The organism is Microvirgula aerodenitrificans DSM 15089, from assembly GCF_000620105.1.
Taxonomy (GTDB): domain Bacteria; phylum Pseudomonadota; class Gammaproteobacteria; order Burkholderiales; family Aquaspirillaceae; genus Microvirgula; species Microvirgula aerodenitrificans.
Genome location: NZ_JHVK01000010.1, coordinates 33587 through 51938, shown reverse-complemented (window position 1 = coordinate 51938; position 18352 = coordinate 33587). Strand labels below are relative to the sequence as shown.

Below are 18352 nucleotides of genomic sequence, written 5' to 3'. Positions count from 1 at the left end.
TCAGGCAGGTATGGCTTGGGTTTCGAGCCGGGCGATCAATTCATCGGCCAGCGTCAGGTAGGCTCGGGCACCGCGAGCGGCGCGATCATAGGCGAGGACCGGCAAGCCGTAGCTTGGCGCTTCCGCCAGGCGCACATTGCGCGGGATCACGGTGGTGAACACTTTGCCGCCGAAATGCTGGGTCAGCTGGGCCGAGACCTGCTGGGCCAGCGTCGAGCGCGTATCGAACATCGTCCGCAGCAGGCCGACGATGTCGATGCCCGGATTCAGCGCGCCGCGCATCTTGCGCAGCGTGGTCACCAGGTCGGACAGGCCTTCGAGCGCATAGTACTCGCACTGCATCGGGATGATGACGCCATCGGCGGCGGCCAGCCCGTTCAGGGTCAGCAGGTTCAGCGCCGGCGGACAGTCGAGCAGGATGTAGTCATACCCGGACTTCACCGTGGCCAGCGCCGCGCGCAGCCGCGTTTCGCGCTGGCCGACACCGACCAGCTCGACCTCGGCCGCAGCCAGGTCGCGATTGGCCGGCAGCAGGTCATAGCCTCCCGCCTCGCTGCGGCAGCATACCGAGTCGAACGGCGCGGCATCAATCAGCAGGTGATAGACCGTGTGTTCGAGCTGCGACTTGTCGACGCCGGAGCCCATGGTCGCATTGGCCTGCGGGTCGAGGTCGACCACCAGTACCCGACGGCCCTTCTCGGCCAGGCTGGCAGCGAGATTGACGACGGTCGTGGTCTTGCCCACGCCACCCTTCTGGTTGGTGACTGCGAGGACACGGGCCATGTCAGGCCAGTCCCAGGCGCACCAGATGCCGGTCGGCATCCAGACCGGGCACTTTGAGTTCGATCACGTCGAGCACTTTCACATCCTCCGGCAAATGCGCGATTTCCTCGTCCGGGTACACGCCCTTCAGCGCGGCCCATTCGCCGCCATCGGCGAGCAGGTGACGCGTGAGGCGCACGAACTCGGCCAGTTCGGAAAAGGCGCGAGAGGTGATGACGTCGAAGCGGCGCTCCGGCGCAAAAGCTTCGACACGCTCGCAGACCACGTCGGCATTTGCAAGTCCGAGTTCGATCACGGCCTGCTTGAGGAAGGTGGTTTTCTTGTGGTTCGCATCCAGCAGCGTCAGTTGCCAGTCCGGCCGGCACACGGCGAACGGGATGCCGGGCATGCCGCCGCCCGAGCCCACGTCGAGGATGTGGCTGCCGCGAATGCTGCCCAGCGCGGCCAGGCTGTCGAGGACGTGATACGCGACCATGCGTTCGGTTTCGCGCACGGCGGTCAGGTTGTAGACCTTGTTCCACTTGTCGAGCAGCTCGACATAGTGGACCAGCAGGAGCTCCTGCGCGGCGGTAAGCGTGAGTCCCAGCGTGTCGGCGCCGAGGTGCAGTTCGTCTTTCAGGGACATTCTTTGGCTTTCGTGACTAGGCCGGCCCGTTTCAAATGAACGAGCAGCAGGGATATCGCCGCCGGGGTGATGCCGGAGATTCTCGACGCCTGGCCCAGGGTTTCCGGACGGTGCGTCGCCAGCTTCTGCTGGACCTCCTTCGACAGACCGGACACGGCGGCAAAATCGAGGTCGGCAGGCAGGCGGATGTGCTCCATGGTATCGCGCCGGGCGACTTCATCCTGCTGCCGATCAATATAACCCTGGTATTTCACCTGAATTTCCACCTGCTCGGCAACCACGGGATCGTCGACCGGGGTGCCGAACGCGCTCAGCGTCGACAGGCCGGCATAGTCGACGTCGGGCCGCTTCAGCAGGTCGGCCAGCGAATACTCGCGCTCGACCGGCTGTCCCAGCACGCGCTCCGCCTCATGCACGGCCACCAGTTTCGAGTTGATCCAGGTCGAGCGCAGCCGGCCCAGTTCGCGCTCGATCGCTTCGCGCTTGGTTTCGAACAGCGCCCATTGCGCGTCGCCGACCAGCCCCAGGCGGCGCCCCTGCTCGGTCAGACGCAGGTCGGCATTGTCCTCGCGCAACTGCAGCCGGTATTCGGCACGGCTGGTGAACATCCGGTACGGCTCGGTCACGCCGAGCGTGGTCAGGTCGTCAGCCAGCACGCCAAGGTAGGCCTGGTCGCGCCGCGGCGACCAGCCGTCGTCGCCGGTTGCATGGCGGGCGGCGTTCAGCCCGGCCAGCAGCCCCTGCGCCGCCGCTTCCTCGTAGCCGGTGGTGCCGTTCACCTGCCCGGCGAAGAACAGTCCGGCGATATTCTTGGATTCCAGCGTCAGCTTCAGTGCGCGCGGATCGAAGTAGTCGTACTCGATCGCATAGCCGGGACGCAGGATATGGGCATTCTCCAGCCCGCGCATGCTGCGGATCGCCGCCAGCTGGATATCGAACGGCAGCGAGGTCGACACGCCGTTCGGGTAGATCTCGTGGGTGTCGAGCCCTTCCGGTTCGAGGAACACCTGATGGCTGTCGCGGTCGGCAAAACGATTGATCTTGTCCTCGATCGACGGACAGTAGCGCGGTCCGACGCCCTCGATCTTGCCGGTGAACATCGGCGAACGGTCGAAACCGGCGCGGATGATGTCGTGGGTCCGGGTATTGGTGTGGGTGATCCAGCACGGCAGCTGGCGCGGATGCATGTCGCGCGAACCGCGGAAGCTGAACACCGGTGCCGGGTCGTCGCCGGGCTGGACTTCGAGCACGCTGAAGTCGATCGAGCGGCCGTCGAGACGCGGCGGCGTGCCGGTTTTCAGCCGGCCGACCGGCAGCGCATAGTCGCGCAGCCGCGCACCCAGCGTGCTGGATGCCGGATCACCGGCACGGCCACCGGTGTAGTTTTCCAGCCCGATATGGATCTTGCCGGACAGGAAGGTGCCGGCGGTCAGCACCAGCGACCGTCCCCGGAAGGTGATGCCGGCCTGGGTAATGGCGCCGGCCACGCGGTCGCCCTCGAGCAGCAGGTCGTCGACCGCCTGCTGGAACAGCCACAGATTCGGCTGGTTTTCCAGCATGTGGCGGATGGCAGCCTTGTAGCGCACCCGGTCGGCCTGGGCGCGGGTCGCCCGCACTGCCGGCCCTTTCGAGCCGTTCAGCGTACGGAACTGGATGCCGCCGATATCGGTGGCGAGCGCCATCGCGCCGCCGAGCGCATCGACTTCCTTGACCAGATGGCCTTTGCCGATGCCGCCGATGGACGGGTTGCACGACATCTGGCCGAGCGTTTCAATATTGTGGGTCAGCAGCAGTGTGGCGCGCCCCATGCGGGCGCTGGCAAGTGCCGCTTCGGTGCCGGCGTGGCCGCCACCGACGACGATGACGTCGAATTCGGTCGGGTAAATCATGACTGGCAGGTCGGCTGACGCCGCTTCCGCAGAAAAACGCGTGATTTTACGCCAATTCGCCGCTTCGCGTAACACACTGATTTACCGGCCATTCCCGCAAAAGCGGCAAAAACGCGTCCCGGCGGCATGCCGCACGCCCATGCCTGTCTTCAGGCTGCAATGCCGGCGTCAACGTCGCGTCATTTGCGCTGCCTAGCATGCACTCCGTCCTCTCGTGACCGGAGAAACACGCCATGCTCGACCTGAATACCGCCCCGTCGCCCCGGCGCACGCCGCGCCTTGTTGTCGGCGTTGCCGACACCGCCTCGGCCATCCGTGCCGCACAGAAACTGCGCTACGACGTCTTTGCCACCGAAATGGGCGCCACACTGGCGTCGGCAGCGGAACAGACCGACCGCGACGACTATGACGCCATCTGCGATCACCTGATCGTGACCGAAACCGCAACCGGCCGCGTGGTCGGCACCTACCGCATGCTGCCGCCCGGCCGCGCCCATCAGGCGCCGATGCTGTATTCCGAGCATGAGTTCGACCTGAGCCGGCTGGCGCACATCCGGCCGCGGCTGGTCGAGGTCGGCCGCTCGTGCGTCCATCCCGATTTCCGCTCCGGTGCCGTGATTGCGCTGCTGTGGGCCGGGCTGGCCGATTACGTCCGCCGGGTCGGCGGCGACTACCTGGCCGGCTGTGCCAGTGTCAGTCTGGCCGATGGCGGCCACCAGGCCGTCAGCCTGTACCGCTATCTGGAGCAGCGCCATCTGGCACCGGCGGACTGGCGCGTGTTTCCGCATCTGCCGCTGCCGCTCGGCCATGTCGATGATGCCCTCGACGTCGCCATGCCACCGCTGATCAAGGGCTACCTGCGCGCCGGCAGCCTGGTGTGCGGCGAGCCGGCCTGGGACCCGGACTTCAATTGCGCCGATTTTTTCATGCTGATGCCGATGGACCGGGTCGACGCCCGCTACGCGCGACGCTTCATGGGCGAATGAGTCGCCCGTTCAGCCGAGCCACAGCCGGGTCAGGGCGATCACGGCAGCGGCCAGTCCGCCGACTACGGCGCCGTTGACGCGAATCCACTGCAGCTCCTCGCCGACCTTGTCCTCGATCTGCCGCACCAGCGCCCGGGTCGGCAGCCTGGATTCGGACAGCGACAGACGGACGGTATCGCCGATCAGTTGCGGACGCGATTCGATCACTTCGACAATCAGCCGCCGCACGATATCGTCGAAGCCGTTCCGGGTGTCGTCGTGGGTCAGGAAATGGGCAATCGCGCCGCCGATCATCGCATCCAGTCGCAAGCTGGCGGCCGAGGCCGGATCGTCCAGCGCGGCATCCAGCTCGTGCCGCAGCATGGCGAGCCAGCCGGTCAGCGCGCCACCGGGCTGCAGCGCCTTGTCCAGCAACTCGCGCAGACCGGCGGTCAGCATGGCGGCCGAAGGCGCTTCGCCGTCCGCCATCCGCGTCGCCCAGCGATGCAGCGCCGCATACAGGCCGAGCCGCAGCGGGTGGGCCGGATCGGCGCGCACCTCGGCCAGCACCAGTTGCAGCCGTTCCGCCATCTCGCCGACCAGGTGTTCGACCTTGCCGGCATCATCATCGCCATCGAGGAACAGCCTGGCCAGCCGGATCTTGGTCGATTCCCACCAGCCCTCGTGCGCATACTCGGACAGTGCCGACAGCAGCGCATCGCGGAGCCAGGCCTGCAGTTCGGCCTTGCCCAGCGCCGCGCCGAGCACGTCAGCCAGCCCGTCGCCCAGCCGATGCTGGATGGCCGGATCGGCCAGTACCTGCGCCAGCCCCTGCCCCAGCGGCCGGCCCAGATCGGCCGTCGCCAGCCGGGACCGTGCGCCGGCAGCGATGGCCTCGACGAAGGTCGGGTGTTCCAGTGCCGCCGTCAGCGGCACGATAAAGCCGCGCAGCGCGCGGCGCACGCTGTCGCGGTTGCGCGGATCGCGCAGGTAAGAGGCAATCAGCCCGGAAAACGACACCCCGGCCAGCCGCTCGCGCACCACGGCCGGCGACAGCCAGTGCGTCTCCACCATCTCGACGATGCCGTCGGCCAGCCGCTCGCGCTTGCGCGCCAGCAGGTCGGTATGACGGGCCACCAGCGGGATCGGAATGCGGCGGAACAGGGCGGACACGGCGAACCAGTCAGCCAGGCCGCCGACCGTCGCCCCTTCAAAAGCGGTAACCAGCACCCGGCCGACATGCGGGGGCAGCAGGCCGGCACGGGTTGCGGCCTCGCCGGCCACCAGCCCGGCCACGGCCACGGCCAGGGAAACGGTGCCACGGTGGTGTCCAAGCCAGCTGGCGCGGCGCGGGGGGGTGTCGGTCGTCATCGGCATGGCTGAAGTGTAACGCGTCGCTGCACCGGCAAAACAGTATTGGATATATCCCTGGCGGGAGATAACCCATCCGGTTTCGCGTTCTCAGGCGGCGGCGCGCACTTCGACCGTCACGTGCACCAGCTCGGCATGTTCGGCGAGATGGGTGTGGATCAGCCCGGCGTCGACCGCCCCCGCCACGGTCAGCACACACGCATACTGGGCCCGACCGACCCGCCAGACATGCAGATCGAGCAACCAGCCGGCGCCATCCGTCGCCGCGGCGACGGCATCGCGGACTTCGGCCACCACGCCGGCGTCCATCTCCGCATCGAGCAGTACCCGTCCGGATACCGACAGCAGGCTGATGGCCCAGCGCGCCACCAGCACGCTGCCGGCAATGCCGATGACCGGGTCCAGCCACACTGCACCGGCGTACTTGCCGGCCAGCAGCGCGACGATGGCGGCGACCGAGGTCGCCGCATCGGCCAGCACATGCAGATAGGCCGAGCGCAGGTTCAGGTCCTGATGCAGGTGTTCATGGCCATGCGGATGGTCATGATCATGGCCGTGGTGACCGTGTCCGTCGCCGCGCATCAGCAGCCAGGCACTGAACAGGTTGACGGCCAGGCCGAGCACGGCGACTTCGGCCGCCTGGTCGAAAGCGATCGGCAGCGGATTGAACATCCGACCGACCGACTCGATCACCATGCCCAGCGCCACCATCAGCAGCAGCAGCGCACTGGCAAAGCTGCCGAGAATTTCGATTTTCCAGGTCCCGTAGGCAAAGCGCAGGTCGCCGGCATAGCGCCGCGCCGCCCAGTACGCCAGCAGGGCCATGCCCATGGCCACCGCATGCGAGCTCATGTGCCAGCCATCAGCCAGCAGCGACATCGAGTTGAACAGCTGCCCGGCAATGATTTCGACCACCATGGTGATCAGGGTCAGCACCAGCACGCGACGCGTACCGACTTCACCGGCCGGATTGCCACTGTCGAAGCGGCGCTGGCACAGGCACGGGGCAAGGTAACTCATGATGGCGGACTCGATGCGGGACAGGCGCCGGCCGGCTGGCCGGGCACGGATAAAATACTACTCCCCAGTATCCTGAAACACCAGTTCCCGGCAGAAATTCCCGACGGACTTGCCGCTGGCGGCGAGCGCATCGACAATTCCGGCATGCCCCATACCCATCGTGACAAGAACAAGCTGATCAATCGCGTGCGTCGCCTGCGCGGCCAGCTCGACGCCGTCGAGCGCGTGCTCGAAAACGAGGAGCACTCGTGCACCGAGATCCTGCAGCAGATCGCCGCCATCCGCGGCGCGGTCAATGGCCTGATGTTCGAGGTGCTCGAAGGCCATGTCCGCAGCCATGTCGCCGTCCCGGAGCCGGATGACGAACAGGCCGCCGACATCGACCAGCTGGTCGCCGTGCTGCGTTCCTATCTGAAATGAGCGCGTATACCTTCACCCCGGTCGGCATCCTGCATTCGCCGTTCGTCGACAAGTTCGGCGTGCCGCGCCAGCCCCGGCTGGCGCCGCATGCCCGCGCCGAGCTGGTGTTCGTGCCGCCGTACGACCATCCGGACTGCGTGCGCGGGCTGGCACAGTTTTCCCATGTCTGGCTGAGTTTCGTCTTTCACGCCCATGTCGATCGCGGCTGGCGGCCGCTGATCCGGCCGCCGCGGCTGGGCGGCAATGACAAGCTCGGCGTGTTTGCCAGCCGCTCGACCTTCCGGCCGAACCCGCTCGGCCTGTCGCTGGTCGAACTGCTGGCGGTCGAGCCCGGCCGGCTGTTGCTGGCCGGCGCCGATCTGGTCGACGGCACGCCGATACTGGACGTGAAGCCGTACATCCCGTTTTCCGACAGCGCGGCCGATGCCCGCGGCGGCCTGGCGGGGGCGCCGCCGGTACCGCTGCCGGTTCGCTGGCGCGCCGAAGCCCGCGAACAGTGTGCCCGCCATGCGGCGAGCTGCCCCGACCTGGCGGCCCTGATTGACGAAGTGCTGGCGCAGGACCCGCGGCCGGCCTTCCATGACGACCCGCAGCGGCTCTACGGCGTGCGGCTGTACGCGCTGGATGTCCGCTTCCGCGTCGATGCCGACGATGGCGGCGTCGAGGTCATTGAAATACGCGACGTCGCCCCATACTGATATTCGTCAATTTTTTTAAGCACTGACTAAGCACCACGCTGCAACATCTGCCCACATCAATACGGTCGTGGGCGATTTTCCGCCCCCGCCCGGACAACCGGAAACCGGCAGCGTCGGACCTGCCACCAGAGGAGTCCCACATGTCCCCGAAATCCCGCCAGCTGGTACTTTCACTCGCTTGCGCCGCATTGCTGGCCGCGCCATTCGCCGAGGCAGCCCGTATCGGCAAGGGCCGGTCGTCGGGCATGCAGCGCAGCGCCAAGCCCGCACCGACCTATCAACAGGCCGCCCCGACGCCGAACTACCCGGCCCAGGCCGCCCCGCAGCCGCGCAGCGGCCCGGGTGTCGGTACCGCCATCGCCGCCGGTGCCGCCGGTGCGGCAGCCGGCTACATGCTCGGCAATGCCATGAGCGACAAGGGCACCGCCCAGGCCAATACCGCCGCCGAGAAGCAGGCTGCCGGCGAGCCGGCCGCCCCGCAACAAAGCAGCGGCATGGGCATCGGTACCATCCTGCTGCTCGCCGTTGGCGGCTTCTTCCTGTTCCGCATGCTGCGTCGCCGCCGTGAACAGGCCGCAATGAATGCGCCGCTGCAGACGGCACCGCAGGCGCGTCCGATGGACCCGAACGCCTTCCGCGTGAACCCGACCGGCAGCGTGCCGGTCCCGCCGATCGGTGGCGGTTACGCACCGCAGGCCGCGCCGTCGCTGGCCCGTCTGCCGGACGGCACTGAAACGCCGCATTTCCTGCGCCAGGCCAAGGCGACCTTCATGCACCTGCAAAGCATGAACAACCCGGACAACGTCGAGGAAGTGCGCAAGTACATGACGCCGGAACTGTTCGAGCAGCTGAAGGCCGACATCACCGAAAATGGCGAAACCGCAGACTTCCCGCAGCTCGACTGCCAGCTGATCGACGCCGAGTCGAACAGCAGCGGCCTGGTCGCCAGCGTGCGCTTCAGCGGCACCGTCAGCGAATCGGTCAATGCCCCGGCCGTGCCGTTCAGCGAAACCTGGCACTACATCAAGTCGCCGGCCACCAACGACAAGTGGGTCGTCGCCGGCATCCAGCAGTAATCCTGCCGGGTCACCATGAAAAACGCCGCTTCCATCCGGAAGCGGCGTTTTTGTCATCCCTCTCACCGCAAAGAGCGGACGGGGACGGAAGGTTCAGATTCAGCCGGGTTGTTGCGCGTCCGGCAGCATCTGGTTGGTCTGCGAGTCGATCAGCTGGAAGAAGGTGTGAACCTTCAGCACGCCGGCGGTCTCGCTGGCGATTTTGGTCGCTGCCGAGGCTTCGTCCGGCGTCACCAGCCCGAGCAGATAGGCTTCGCCGCGCTCGCTGACCACCTTGACGTGGTTCGGCGAGAACAGGTTGGCGGTGACCATGCGTGCCTTGATCTTCGAGGTCAGCGAGCTGTCGTTCAGCCGGTTGCCGAGGCTGGACACCGGCGACACCACGGTCTGGTCATACACGCGGCGCACGTTCGGCTGACCGCGGGCGAGCAGTTCGATGCCGCGCTTGGCGGCCTCGTCCGGCACTTCGCCGGTCAGCAGCACCACGCGGTTGTAGCTGGTCACGTTGACGTGGGCAGCCGGGTAGCTGTCGGACACCTGCTTGCCGATCTTCACCTCGGCGCTCTGGTCATCCACATAGACCCCGGTCGTGCGGCGATCTGCGCCGACCAGCAGTGCACCGCCGGCACCGGCAGCCACCACCGGAATGCAGGCGGACAGCGTCGTGGCGGCAGTCGCGGCCAGCAACAGGATGGCGAGCGTCTTTCGGGTCATTCAGTCTCCTCCCAACAGCATGTAGTCCACGGCGTCACACAGCGCATGGATGATGGTGATATGGACTTCCTGAATGCGCGCGGTCCGGTTGACCGGCACATTGATCAGGATGTCGTCGGCGGTCATCAGATCGGCGATCTGTCCGCCATCGCGTCCGGTCAGCGCGATGATGTCCATCTGCCGCTCGTGGGCAGCATGGATGGCTTCGATGACGTTCAGCGAGTTGCCCGAGGTCGAGATCGCCAGCAGCAGGTCGCCGTCGTGACCCAGCGCCCGTACCTGCTTGGAGAAGACGCGCTCGAAGTCGTAGTCGTTGCCGATGGCGGTCAGCGCCGACGAGTCGGTCGCCAGCGACAGCGCGGCCAGCCCCGGGCGCTCCTTCTCGAAGCGGCCGACCATCTCGGCGGCGAAATGCTGGGCATCCGCTGCCGAGCCGCCATTGCCGCAGGCGAGAATCTTGCCCTCGTTCATCAGACAGCCAACCATGCGTTCGGCCGCCTGCGCCATCACGCCCGGCAGGACGTCCATGGCAGCCTGCTTGGCGGCGATGCTTTCAATGAAATGCTCGTTGATGCGTTCTATCAGTTCCATCGCGGGCTCCTCTGCGGAGTCATAAATCGATCTGTTTCAACCATGCCGGATCGGCATCGCCGTCGAAACAGACCGCATCAAATCGGCAAGCCGGGACGGGGCCCGGCCACGTAAGCAGAAACGCCTCGGCGGCCCGCCGGAGTCGTTCTCGTTTGGATCGGGAAAGACTGGCGGCTGCACCGCCAAAACTCAAGCTTTTCCGTGCTCTCACTTCCACAAACACCAGGGTGTCGCCCTCGGTCATGACCAGATCGAGCTCGCCACCGCCGCCACGCCAGTTGCGCGCGACCGGCTTGAGGCCGGCGGCGCGCAGCAGGACCAGTGCACGGTCCTCGGCGAGCCGGCCGGCATCATTCACTTATTGCCCTTCCAGCACCTGGACCGGCAGCGTGCGGGCGAACTGGCGGTCACGGCCGAGCTTCAGATCGCCGGTCACGCCATCGAGCCGCCAGCCGGGCGGCGGCGGCGTCACCGTCATGTCGCGGGCAACGCGATAGGCATCGATGCCGAGCGCGTACAGCCGCTCGGTGGCGCGGGTCAGCGCCTCGGCCGGGCGCGGATAGCGCTGGACGGCCGGGTGTCTGGCCATGACCAGCCACGGCATGTCGACCACCTTGACCCCGGTCAGCGCCGCCGGCACATGGGCCACCGCCAGTTGCGACACCGCATAGCGCGGCAGCGCCGAGACGGCAGCCGGCACGGCGGCCGGATCGATCAGCGCCAGGAACACGCTGTCGGCGCCGGCCAGGTGCCCGGCCAGGGCCGGGTCGTGCGCCGCCAGCGAGCGCGGCGGCGTCTGGGCGGCGCTGGTCCACTCGGAAGCGAACGCGGCCGCCAGACGACGGTCCAGCACGCCGCTCCCGGTGATGACCGCCGGACGCTGCATGCCGTCCTGGCGCATCAGCCGGGCGATCTGGCGCGCTTCGAGTTCGGCCGACACCGACAGACCGAACAGCTTCGGATTGGCGGTGGTGCCATCCAGCGTGTTCAGCGCCAGCGTCGGCACGGTGACCCGGGGCGCAAGCTGGGCAATGGCCGGACGCGTCAGCGGACCGATCACCACCCGGGCGCCATTGGCCACCGCCTCGCGATAACGCTGGGCAACATTGTCGACCGTGGTGTCGTACATGCGTACCGCCGGGCCCTGATCGGCGCCCTGCGCCGCCACAATGCCGGCGCGCACCACGTCGGCGGCGTCACCGAGCGCCTCGCTTTTCAGCGGCAGCAGCACCGCGATCGGCGCCCGCTCGGGCACGGCCGGCTGCGGTGCGGCGACGGCAGCCGGTGCGGCCGGCGGAACCGGCACGGCAGCCTGTCCGGGAGGGGGCGAGAACAGCGGCTTCAACGGCGCAGCGTTCTGCCGGATGATATAGTCCGCGGCCTGGGTGGGCGTTGCCGCCTGCGCACCCGTAAGCCAGATGGCGGCCAGAACGGCCAGAAGTGGAGCCAGTCGTTGCATTCTCCGTACTTTCAATTGCTTGACGATGCCAAAGCATCGTTCCGACGCGGCACATTATATGTGGCCGCCACACCGCTGGGAAACCTCGCCGACATTACCTTGCGTGCGCTGGCGGCATTTGATGCCGCCGACATCGTGCTGGCCGAGGATACCCGCGTCACCGGCCAGCTGCTGACACGCTATGGAATCCGCACCCAGCTGGTCAGCGTGCGCGAGCACAACGAGCGCGGCATGGCCGACAAGGTGGTCGGCTGGCTTGCCGAGGGCAAGCTGATCGTCCAGGTCTCCGACGCCGGCACGCCGGCCGTGTCCGATCCCGGCGCCCGCCTGGCGCGCACCGTGCGCGATGCCGGCTATGCCGTGTCGCCGCTGCCCGGCCCGTCGGCCGTCGTCGCCGCGCTGTCGGCATCCGGCACCCAGTGCGACCGCTGGCGCTTTCTCGGTTTCCTGTCGCCGAAGCGCAAGGCGCGCTGCGATGCCATCGCCGCCATCGCCGACTGCCGCGACGCCGTGGTCATCTACGAGGCCCCGCACCGGCTGATCGAGTGCGTGACCGATCTGGTCGACGTGCTTGGCGCCGGGCGGGTCATCGTGCTGGCGCGCGAACTGACCAAGACCTTCGAGACCATCCAGCGCCTGCCCGCCGCCGAACTCGCGGCCTTTATCGCCGCCGACCCGAACCAGTGCCGGGGCGAAATCGCGCTGATCATCGAGCCGGCCGCCGCCAGCGAAGACGAGGACGACGACACCGAGTCGCGTCGACTGCTCGAAATCCTGCTCGACGAGAAACTGCCGGTGAAGCAGGCAAGCCAGATCGTGTCGCGCATGACCGGCGCCAACCGCAAGGCGCTGTATGAACTGGCCCTGTCGATCCGGGCGCAGGACGACGACCAGGACTGAGCGCGCCCGATTTACAAGCGCCGGCCCCGCAGGTAACATGCGCCACCTGTTGCACCTGCCCAGGTGGCGAAATCGGTAGACGCAGGGGACTCAAAATCCCCCGCCGCAAGGTGTGTCGGTTCGAGTCCGACCCTGGGCACCAGATCTGCACGGCAAAAACCCGCATCCATGATGGACTGGCGGGTTTTTTGCTGTGCGCGAACGCATCGCGGGCCAACGCTGCTGACAGAAACTGGCAGTCGTCTCCATTACGCTCGGGGTTCCTGCAGGACCAACGCGTCCTCGGGCATCGCTCACCCTCCAGAGAGAAAGGACACGACAGTGATCCGTGCCATCACCATCCTCACCGAGAATTTTTCCGATTGGGAAACCGCGCTGATCAATGCGGTGGGTCGGGCCTGTTACGGCTTCGACACCCGCTTCGCGACCCCGGGCGGCACCCCGGTCACCTCGTCCGGCGGCATGCTCGTCACCCCGCAACTGGCCGTTGAAGCCATTGACCTCGATGAACTGGAGCTGCTGATCGTCTGTGGCGGCACCATTTGGAAAACGGACCAGGCCCCGGACCTCTCGGCCCTGCTGGCTGCGGCACATGACAGAAATCTCGTGGTCGCCGGCATTTGCGACGGCACCCGGGTGCTGGCACAGGCGGGCGTGCTCGATCACCTCCGCCATACCTCCAATTCGGCAGCGAACCTGTCGGAACTGGATTACGGCGGCGCCGCCAGCTATCAGGACGTGCCTTGTGCAGTTGCCGATCAGCGCGTCGTCACTGCGCCCGGCACCGCCCCGGTCAGCTTCATGGCCGAAATCCTGCATACCCTGGGCCTTGGCGGCGAAGACCTCAACGGCTACCTGGCGATGCTTGCAGCCGAGCACGCCAGGCCAGTCTGAGCCGGGCGCCGGCATTGCACAGCAGAATGCCGGCAATGATCAGCCCACCGCCGGTACAGCTCCGCCAGGTCAGCGTCTCGCCCAGCAACAGCGCGCCGGACAGGACGGCAGTCAGCGGATTCAGCGCGATAAAGCTGCCGGCCCGGGTCACGCCGATCCGGGCAATGCCGTCGTAGTACCAGATATAGGCCAGCGCCGAACCGACCACGCCCAGATACAGCAGGCTCAGCCACCCGGGCCCCGAAACCCGGGCCAGCGACGCCAGCTGCATCTGCCCCAGCGCAAGTGTGGCTGCGCACAGCATCGCGGTGCCCAGCAGGATGGAAAGGGTCACGGTCTGCAGCGGGCCGATGGTGGCCGACAGCTCTCTGGCGCACACGCTGTAGATGACCCAGCTCGCCACGCAGCCAAGGATCAGCGCATCCCCCCACCCGCTGCCCGCATTGCCGGCCAGCGCCGGTGCGGCATGTCCCAGTATCACCATCCCGGCCCCCGCCAGGCACAGTGCGATGCCGGACAGCTGCCCGATCGACAGGGTGTCGCGGAGAAATACCCGGGCCACCAGCGCCATCACAGCCGGGTTCAGCGCAACGATCAGCGCGGCACGCGACGCACCGATCTCGCGCAGCCCGTAAAAAAAGCACAGGTTGTACAGAAAGATCCCGAAGAAGCCGAGCAGCAGCAGTTGCAGGAATTGCCGGGTGTTCAGCCGGACCAGCGGTATCCGGCTCAGCAGCAGGAAACCGAGCAGGGCCAGGCTGGCCATGACGAAGCGCAGGCTGGCCGACAGCAGGGGCGGCATTTCATCGGACAGAAAACGCCCGGCGACAAAGGTACCGCCCCAGATCATGGAGACCAGGCACAGCTTCAGGCAGGTGATGGCATCGGCGGCAGGTTTCATTGCTTTCCGGCAGGGGGCTCATGAGCGGGGCACCATTCTTATGCTCATGATGGCTAATGGTAAAATGAGCAAAAACTCATGACAGATGCCGGATGCGATGACATTGACCCAATTGGAAATTTTCTCGCAGGTCGCGGCCTTGCGCGGCTTCACCCTGGCAGCCGCCCGACTCGGCATTTCCCAGTCGGCGGTATCGCATGCGATCAAATCGCTGGAACAGGAACTGGGGGTCGAGCTGGTACAGCGCCATCAGGCGCGGGTCGAGCTGACTGATATCGGCCAGCGGCTGTTGCTGCGCGCGCGCAGCCTGCTCGGACTGGCCGAGACCATGCGCCAGGAAGCCGCCGATGCAAAAGGGATGAAACAGGGCACGCTGCGCATCGGCTCCTTCGGCCCGACCGCGTCGATGCGGCTGTTGCCGGCCCTGCTGGCCGACTATCGCCAGCGCTATCCGGGCATCGAGATCCATGTCGAGGAAGGGCCAGACCAGCAGGTCGTCCAGTGGCTGCGCGAGCGCCGCATCGACATCGGCTTTGTGGTGCTGCCGGACGAGAGCTTCGATAGCTGGCCGCTGCTGGAAGACCGGATGGTTGCGGTCGTGCCCCGCCGGCACCCGCTGGCGGCGCGCGATGCCCTCAGCCTGCGCGAGCTGTGCGACGATCCGTTCATCCTGACCGGCGCCGGGTCGGCCGAACTGGTCATGCGCCTGTTCACTGCCGCCGGGCTGACGCCGCAGATCCGTTACCGCTGTTCCCAGTTGCTCAGCACACTGAACACCGTGGCCCGCGGCGACGGGGTCACCCTGCTGGCCGAGCTGGCGCTGCCGGCGCACGACCAGACCGCTTATGTGTCCCGTCCGCTGGCGCCGCAGGTCGCCCGCCGGATCGGCCTGGCGGTCCTCGATCAACGCCAGTCGTCACCGGCCACGCTGGCTTTTGTCCGGCAGGCCCTCATGCTGCGGGATGCCGGCAGGCTGCTGAAACCATGATTCCGGCATTCAGTTTTCCATTTGCCCGGTGCGGGAATTCATTGTGCACATAGGTCCGGAAAACAACTTATATCTTCAACTGCCCTTCCGATAACAGTAAGTGGGTTCAATTTACCCATCCCTTCACTCCAGGCAGGGCACATCATGCGCGTCTCCACTCGGCTTGCCGTCATCATTCTCGCGAGTTTCCTGGGGTTGTTGCTACTGGCGGGCTTCTCGCTGTACAGCATCCACACGTCACTGAAAAAAGAAAAAGAAACCTTCATCATCAGCCAGCTGAAAGCGGCGGAAAGCATCCTCAAATACTACGAAGGCCAGGAAAAGCAGGGCAAGCTCAGCACCGCCGGCGCACAGGCCAGAGCGGCCCAGGCGCTGGCGATGATGAAACACGGGGACTTCTATTACTTTGCCCGCACCCGGGACAATGTTCTTGTCGTGCATACCAAGGCCGAAAGGGTCGGCAAGGTCGACACCGGCAGCAAACTTCCCGATGGCCGTACCACGGTCGATGCTTACAACGATGCCCTGAAAGGCGGCACGACCTACGGGCTGACAGTGATTCTGACCTCGCGCAAGGGCAGCACGGAAGAACTGCCGAAGCTCAACGGGGTCTATCGCTTCGAGCCATGGGGCTGGGTCGTGGGCACCGGGATTTTCACGGACGATATCGAGAAGACGTTCTGGAGCAGCGCCCGGGTACTGCTGGGCATCGGCCTGGCCGTGCTGCTGGTCGTGGCCGGGCTGGCCATGGCCATGTCGCGGCAGATCATCGGCGCGCTCGGCGGCGAACCGGCCTATGCGGTGCAGGTCGTCGAGGCCATCGCCGCCGGCAGGCTGGGCGACGAGATTCACACCAGGGGCAAGCCGGGCAGTCTGCTGGCCGTCATGCGTGACATGCAGGGCAGCCTGCGCGGCATGATCGAACAGATCTCCCGTTCGGCCGGCCAGCTGGCGCAAACCGCCCACAGCCTGACCGGGCAGATGGAGCGGCTGGACCAGGCCTCCACCTCCGCCAACGAGTCGACCTCATCGGCCGCGGCGGCGATCGAGCAGTTGTCGGTCAGCATCGACCATGTGACGGCCAATGCCCGCGATACCGAGGTCGATTCGCGCGGCGTCGCCGAACTGGCCCGGCAGGGCCGCACGGTCGCCCGGGAAGTCTCGGCAGGCATCCGTTCCATTTCCGGCGAGATCGGCACGGCGTCGACCCAGGTCGTGTCGCTGGCCGAGCGCACGCGCAATATCAGCGGCATTGCCGACACCATCCGCGACATCGCCGACCAGACCAACCTGCTGGCGCTGAATGCCGCCATCGAGGCGGCACGCGCCGGCGAGCAGGGCCGGGGCTTCGCCGTGGTCGCCGATGAAGTACGCAAACTGGCCGAGCGCACCGCCCAGGCCACCAGCGAGATCACCAGCATCATCCAGACCGTGGTCAAGGAAACGGTCAGCGTGTCCGCCGTCATGGACCATATCAATCCGCTGGTCGATGCCGGCGTCACGCAAGTCAATCAGCTGGCGGTGTCGCTCGGCGACATCGACGACCGGATGGAAACGACGCTGGTCCGCTTCCGCAATGTGGCCGAAGCCCTGGCCGAGCAGAGCCAGGCCGGCACCAATCTGGCCGGCGATGTCGAACGGGTGGTCGGCGTGGTAGAGGAAACCCAGTCGACGGTGCATTTCACCCGCGATGCCGCCCGACAGCTCGAGTCGCTGTCGCTCGGCCTGCAGCAGCAGGTGTCGCGCTTCACGGTCTGAACGCAGCCGGCAGGCGGACGCGCCGGGGGGACCGGCGCGAACCGCTTACAGGAAGGTGAACACGTCTTCCTGCGGCAGACGCGACTTCGGCAGTCCGGCATTGAAGTCGCTGTCGCTGTGATAGCCGAGGCTGACCAGCACCACGCTGGTAAAACCGTGTTCGCGCAGGCCCAGTTCCTGGTCCAGCTTGCGGAAATCGCAGCCTTCCATCGGCGTGGCATCGATGCCGAGCGCGGCGGCACCGAGCAGCAGGGTGCCGAGTGCCAGATAGGTCTGCTTTTCCATCCAGTGCTGCAGGTCTTTCTGGTCGTAGCGGTGCAGGTTCACGTAGCCGAGGCGACCGTTGCGCTGGCCTTCCCGGGCCTCCGGGCTCGGGAAGCGGCCGTCGGCGGCCTCCTGTTCCAGCACGCGTGCCAGATGGTCGTCGGTCATGGCAGTGCGCGCGCACAGCACGATCACATGCGACGCGTTCAGCACCTTGGGCTCGTTGTAGACGAAATCGTCATGCACGCCGCGGGCGATGCGCGCCTTGCCTTCGGCACTGTCAGCCACGACAAAGTGCCACGGTTGCGAGTTGACCGACGACGGGCTGTGACGCAGCAGGGTCAGCAGTTCGTCGATCTTCGGCTGCGGAATGCGTCGTGCCGGATCGAAGGCCTTGGTGGTGTAGCGGGTCTTGGCGATATCAGAAAGGTTCATGCCGGATTCTCCAGGTAGGGGTCAGGTCAGGCGCCAACGACGCCAAGCTGTTTCATCAGGGTCAGATTGTCCTCGATATGCCAGTTTTCGGCGATACGTCCATCCGCCACCCGGTAGATGTCGGTGGCGATGAAGTCGACCGCCTGGCCCCGCCCCTGCAACTGGCCGAACTGGCCGCTGAAATGGCCACGGAAGCGCAGATGGACCACCACCCGGTCGCCGGCGACCACCATCTGTTCGATCTCGCAGCGCATGTCCGGTATGGCCGTGCGCATGAAGCGGGAGGCGGCCAGCGGCCCGGCCAGCCCTTGCGCCCGGCCCGGTGGCAGGGTGCGGTCGGTAAAGTCAGGCGCCAGCGCGGCGCGGGCCAGCGCTTCATCGCCAGTATTCCAGAAGCTGCCGTAGCGGCGGGCAGCCAGTGCCTGCGGCGAATCAGCCGTCGCCTGCCCGCTGGCGGCAACGACGACGCGTGGCAGCAGCAGCGGGAGGTCCTGTGCGCTGGCAGTCAGGGTCGCGGCGGACAACAGCAGCGGCAGCAGCCAGCGTGCGGAAGAGGAAGGGAACAGGGTCATGGCAGTGTCCTTTGCAGGGTAAGGGGAAA

General features: G+C 66.5%; 20 protein-coding genes and 1 tRNA gene. 9 read left to right on the top strand and 12 right to left on the bottom strand.

The annotated features are described in order from the left end of the window. Genes Q352_RS0110155 through mnmG form a run of 3 tightly spaced genes read right to left on the bottom strand, consistent with a single transcriptional unit; the run spans nt 1 to nt 3297 of the window. Nucleotides 1-783: a ParA family protein gene (locus Q352_RS0110155; protein WP_028499250.1), complete on the bottom strand. Its 783-nt coding sequence runs from the start codon at nt 781-783 to the stop codon at nt 1-3. A gap of 1 nt (nt 784) precedes the next feature. Next, on the bottom strand, nt 785-1408 hold the full coding sequence (rsmG, locus tag Q352_RS0110150) for a 16S rRNA (guanine(527)-N(7))-methyltransferase RsmG (protein ID WP_028499249.1): 624 nt from the start codon (nt 1406-1408) through the stop codon (nt 785-787). Beyond that, complete coding sequence (mnmG, locus tag Q352_RS0110145; RefSeq protein ID WP_028499248.1) at nt 1399-3297, bottom strand: tRNA uridine-5-carboxymethylaminomethyl(34) synthesis enzyme MnmG; 1899 nt, start codon at nt 3295-3297, stop codon at nt 1399-1401. Before mnmG ends, rsmG begins: the two co-directional genes overlap by 10 nt. Nucleotides 3298-3530: 233 nt before the next feature. Between mnmG and Q352_RS0110140 the strand changes: the two genes are divergently transcribed. Next, nucleotides 3531-4283 (top strand): GNAT family N-acetyltransferase, encoded by a 753-nt coding sequence (locus tag Q352_RS0110140; protein WP_028499247.1) that lies wholly within the window; start codon nt 3531-3533, stop codon nt 4281-4283. A gap of 9 nt (nt 4284-4292) precedes the next feature. Here the strand turns inward: Q352_RS0110140 and Q352_RS0110135 are convergent, their stop codons facing one another. Further along, entirely contained in the window at nt 4293-5633 is a 1341-nt protein-coding gene (locus Q352_RS0110135) for a DUF445 domain-containing protein (protein ID WP_028499246.1), read from the bottom strand. Between the two features lie 90 nt (nt 5634-5723). Next, on the bottom strand, nt 5724-6653 hold the full coding sequence (gene dmeF / locus Q352_RS0110130) for a CDF family Co(II)/Ni(II) efflux transporter DmeF (protein ID WP_028499245.1): 930 nt from the start codon (nt 6651-6653) through the stop codon (nt 5724-5726). 144 nt (nt 6654-6797) lie between these two features. Between dmeF and Q352_RS0110120 the strand changes: the two genes are divergently transcribed. From Q352_RS0110120 to Q352_RS0110110, 3 genes are all read left to right on the top strand, one after another. Further along, nucleotides 6798-7073: a metal/formaldehyde-sensitive transcriptional repressor gene (locus tag Q352_RS0110120; RefSeq protein ID WP_028499244.1), complete on the top strand. Its 276-nt coding sequence runs from the start codon at nt 6798-6800 to the stop codon at nt 7071-7073. Continuing rightward, nucleotides 7070-7771 (top strand): tRNA (N6-threonylcarbamoyladenosine(37)-N6)-methyltransferase TrmO, encoded by a 702-nt coding sequence (tsaA, locus tag Q352_RS0110115; protein ID WP_028499243.1) that lies wholly within the window; start codon nt 7070-7072, stop codon nt 7769-7771. Before Q352_RS0110120 ends, tsaA begins: the two co-directional genes overlap by 4 nt. Nucleotides 7772-7911: 140 nt before the next feature. Further along, the gene (locus tag Q352_RS0110110; RefSeq protein ID WP_028499242.1) at nt 7912-8847 is read left to right on the top strand and encodes a Tim44 domain-containing protein; all 936 of its coding nucleotides are present in this window, start codon (nt 7912-7914) and stop codon (nt 8845-8847) included. 99 nt (nt 8848-8946) lie between these two features. Here the strand turns inward: Q352_RS0110110 and Q352_RS20600 are convergent, their stop codons facing one another. Genes Q352_RS20600 through Q352_RS24085 form a run of 4 tightly spaced genes read right to left on the bottom strand, consistent with a single transcriptional unit; the run spans nt 8947 to nt 11611 of the window. After that, nucleotides 8947-9561: a BON domain-containing protein gene (locus tag Q352_RS20600; RefSeq protein ID WP_036385957.1), complete on the bottom strand. Its 615-nt coding sequence runs from the start codon at nt 9559-9561 to the stop codon at nt 8947-8949. Beyond that, complete coding sequence (locus Q352_RS0110100) at nt 9562-10152, bottom strand: phosphoheptose isomerase (protein ID WP_028499241.1); 591 nt, start codon at nt 10150-10152, stop codon at nt 9562-9564. It lies immediately after the preceding gene. Between the two features lie 19 nt (nt 10153-10171). After that, nucleotides 10172-10510 carry a YraN family protein gene (locus tag Q352_RS0110095; protein ID WP_028499240.1) on the bottom strand — a complete coding sequence of 113 codons (339 nt, stop codon included), beginning with the start codon at nt 10508-10510 and terminating at the stop codon, nt 10172-10174. Further along, complete coding sequence (locus tag Q352_RS24085) at nt 10511-11611, bottom strand: penicillin-binding protein activator (RefSeq protein ID WP_028499239.1); 1101 nt, start codon at nt 11609-11611, stop codon at nt 10511-10513. Nucleotides 11612-11626: 15 nt separating this feature from the next. Between Q352_RS24085 and rsmI the strand changes: the two genes are divergently transcribed. The 3 genes from rsmI to Q352_RS0110075 all read left to right on the top strand — a co-directional run bounded on the left by rsmI (nt 11627) and on the right by Q352_RS0110075 (nt 13405). Further along, nucleotides 11627-12511 carry a 16S rRNA (cytidine(1402)-2'-O)-methyltransferase gene (gene rsmI, locus Q352_RS24080; RefSeq protein WP_234413031.1) on the top strand — a complete coding sequence of 295 codons (885 nt, stop codon included), beginning with the start codon at nt 11627-11629 and terminating at the stop codon, nt 12509-12511. 57 nt (nt 12512-12568) lie between these two features. Beyond that, a tRNA-Leu gene (locus tag Q352_RS0110080) sits at nt 12569-12653 on the top strand. A 179-nt stretch (nt 12654-12832) separates the two neighbouring features. Then, a complete protein-coding gene (locus Q352_RS0110075) occupies nt 12833-13405 on the top strand; it encodes a type 1 glutamine amidotransferase family protein (RefSeq protein ID WP_028499237.1) in 573 nt (190 codons plus the stop codon). Here the strand turns inward: Q352_RS0110075 and Q352_RS0110070 are convergent. Further along, complete coding sequence (locus Q352_RS0110070) at nt 13356-14306, bottom strand: DMT family transporter (RefSeq protein ID WP_028499236.1); 951 nt, start codon at nt 14304-14306, stop codon at nt 13356-13358. The two genes, Q352_RS0110075 and Q352_RS0110070, sit on opposite strands and share 50 nt — an antisense overlap. Before the next feature lie 97 nt (nt 14307-14403). Here Q352_RS0110070 and Q352_RS0110065 point away from each other — a divergent pair, with 97 nt between their 5' ends. After that, nucleotides 14404-15294 (top strand): LysR substrate-binding domain-containing protein, encoded by an 891-nt coding sequence (locus Q352_RS0110065; RefSeq protein ID WP_028499235.1) that lies wholly within the window; start codon nt 14404-14406, stop codon nt 15292-15294. Nucleotides 15295-15438: 144 nt separating this feature from the next. Then, entirely contained in the window at nt 15439-17052 is a 1614-nt protein-coding gene (locus tag Q352_RS0110060) for a methyl-accepting chemotaxis protein (RefSeq protein ID WP_028499234.1), read from the top strand. A 45-nt stretch (nt 17053-17097) separates the two neighbouring features. Here Q352_RS0110060 and nfsB read toward each other — a convergent pair whose 3' ends face one another. Both nfsB and Q352_RS0110050 read right to left on the bottom strand, forming a co-directional pair. Further along, nucleotides 17098-17751 (bottom strand): oxygen-insensitive NAD(P)H nitroreductase, encoded by a 654-nt coding sequence (nfsB, locus tag Q352_RS0110055; RefSeq protein ID WP_028499233.1) that lies wholly within the window; start codon nt 17749-17751, stop codon nt 17098-17100. A 26-nt stretch (nt 17752-17777) separates the two neighbouring features. Next, nucleotides 17778-18323, bottom strand: a complete 546-nt coding sequence (locus Q352_RS0110050) for an ester cyclase (protein ID WP_028499232.1) — start codon at nt 18321-18323, stop codon at nt 17778-17780. Nucleotides 18324-18352 lie beyond the last annotated feature (29 nt).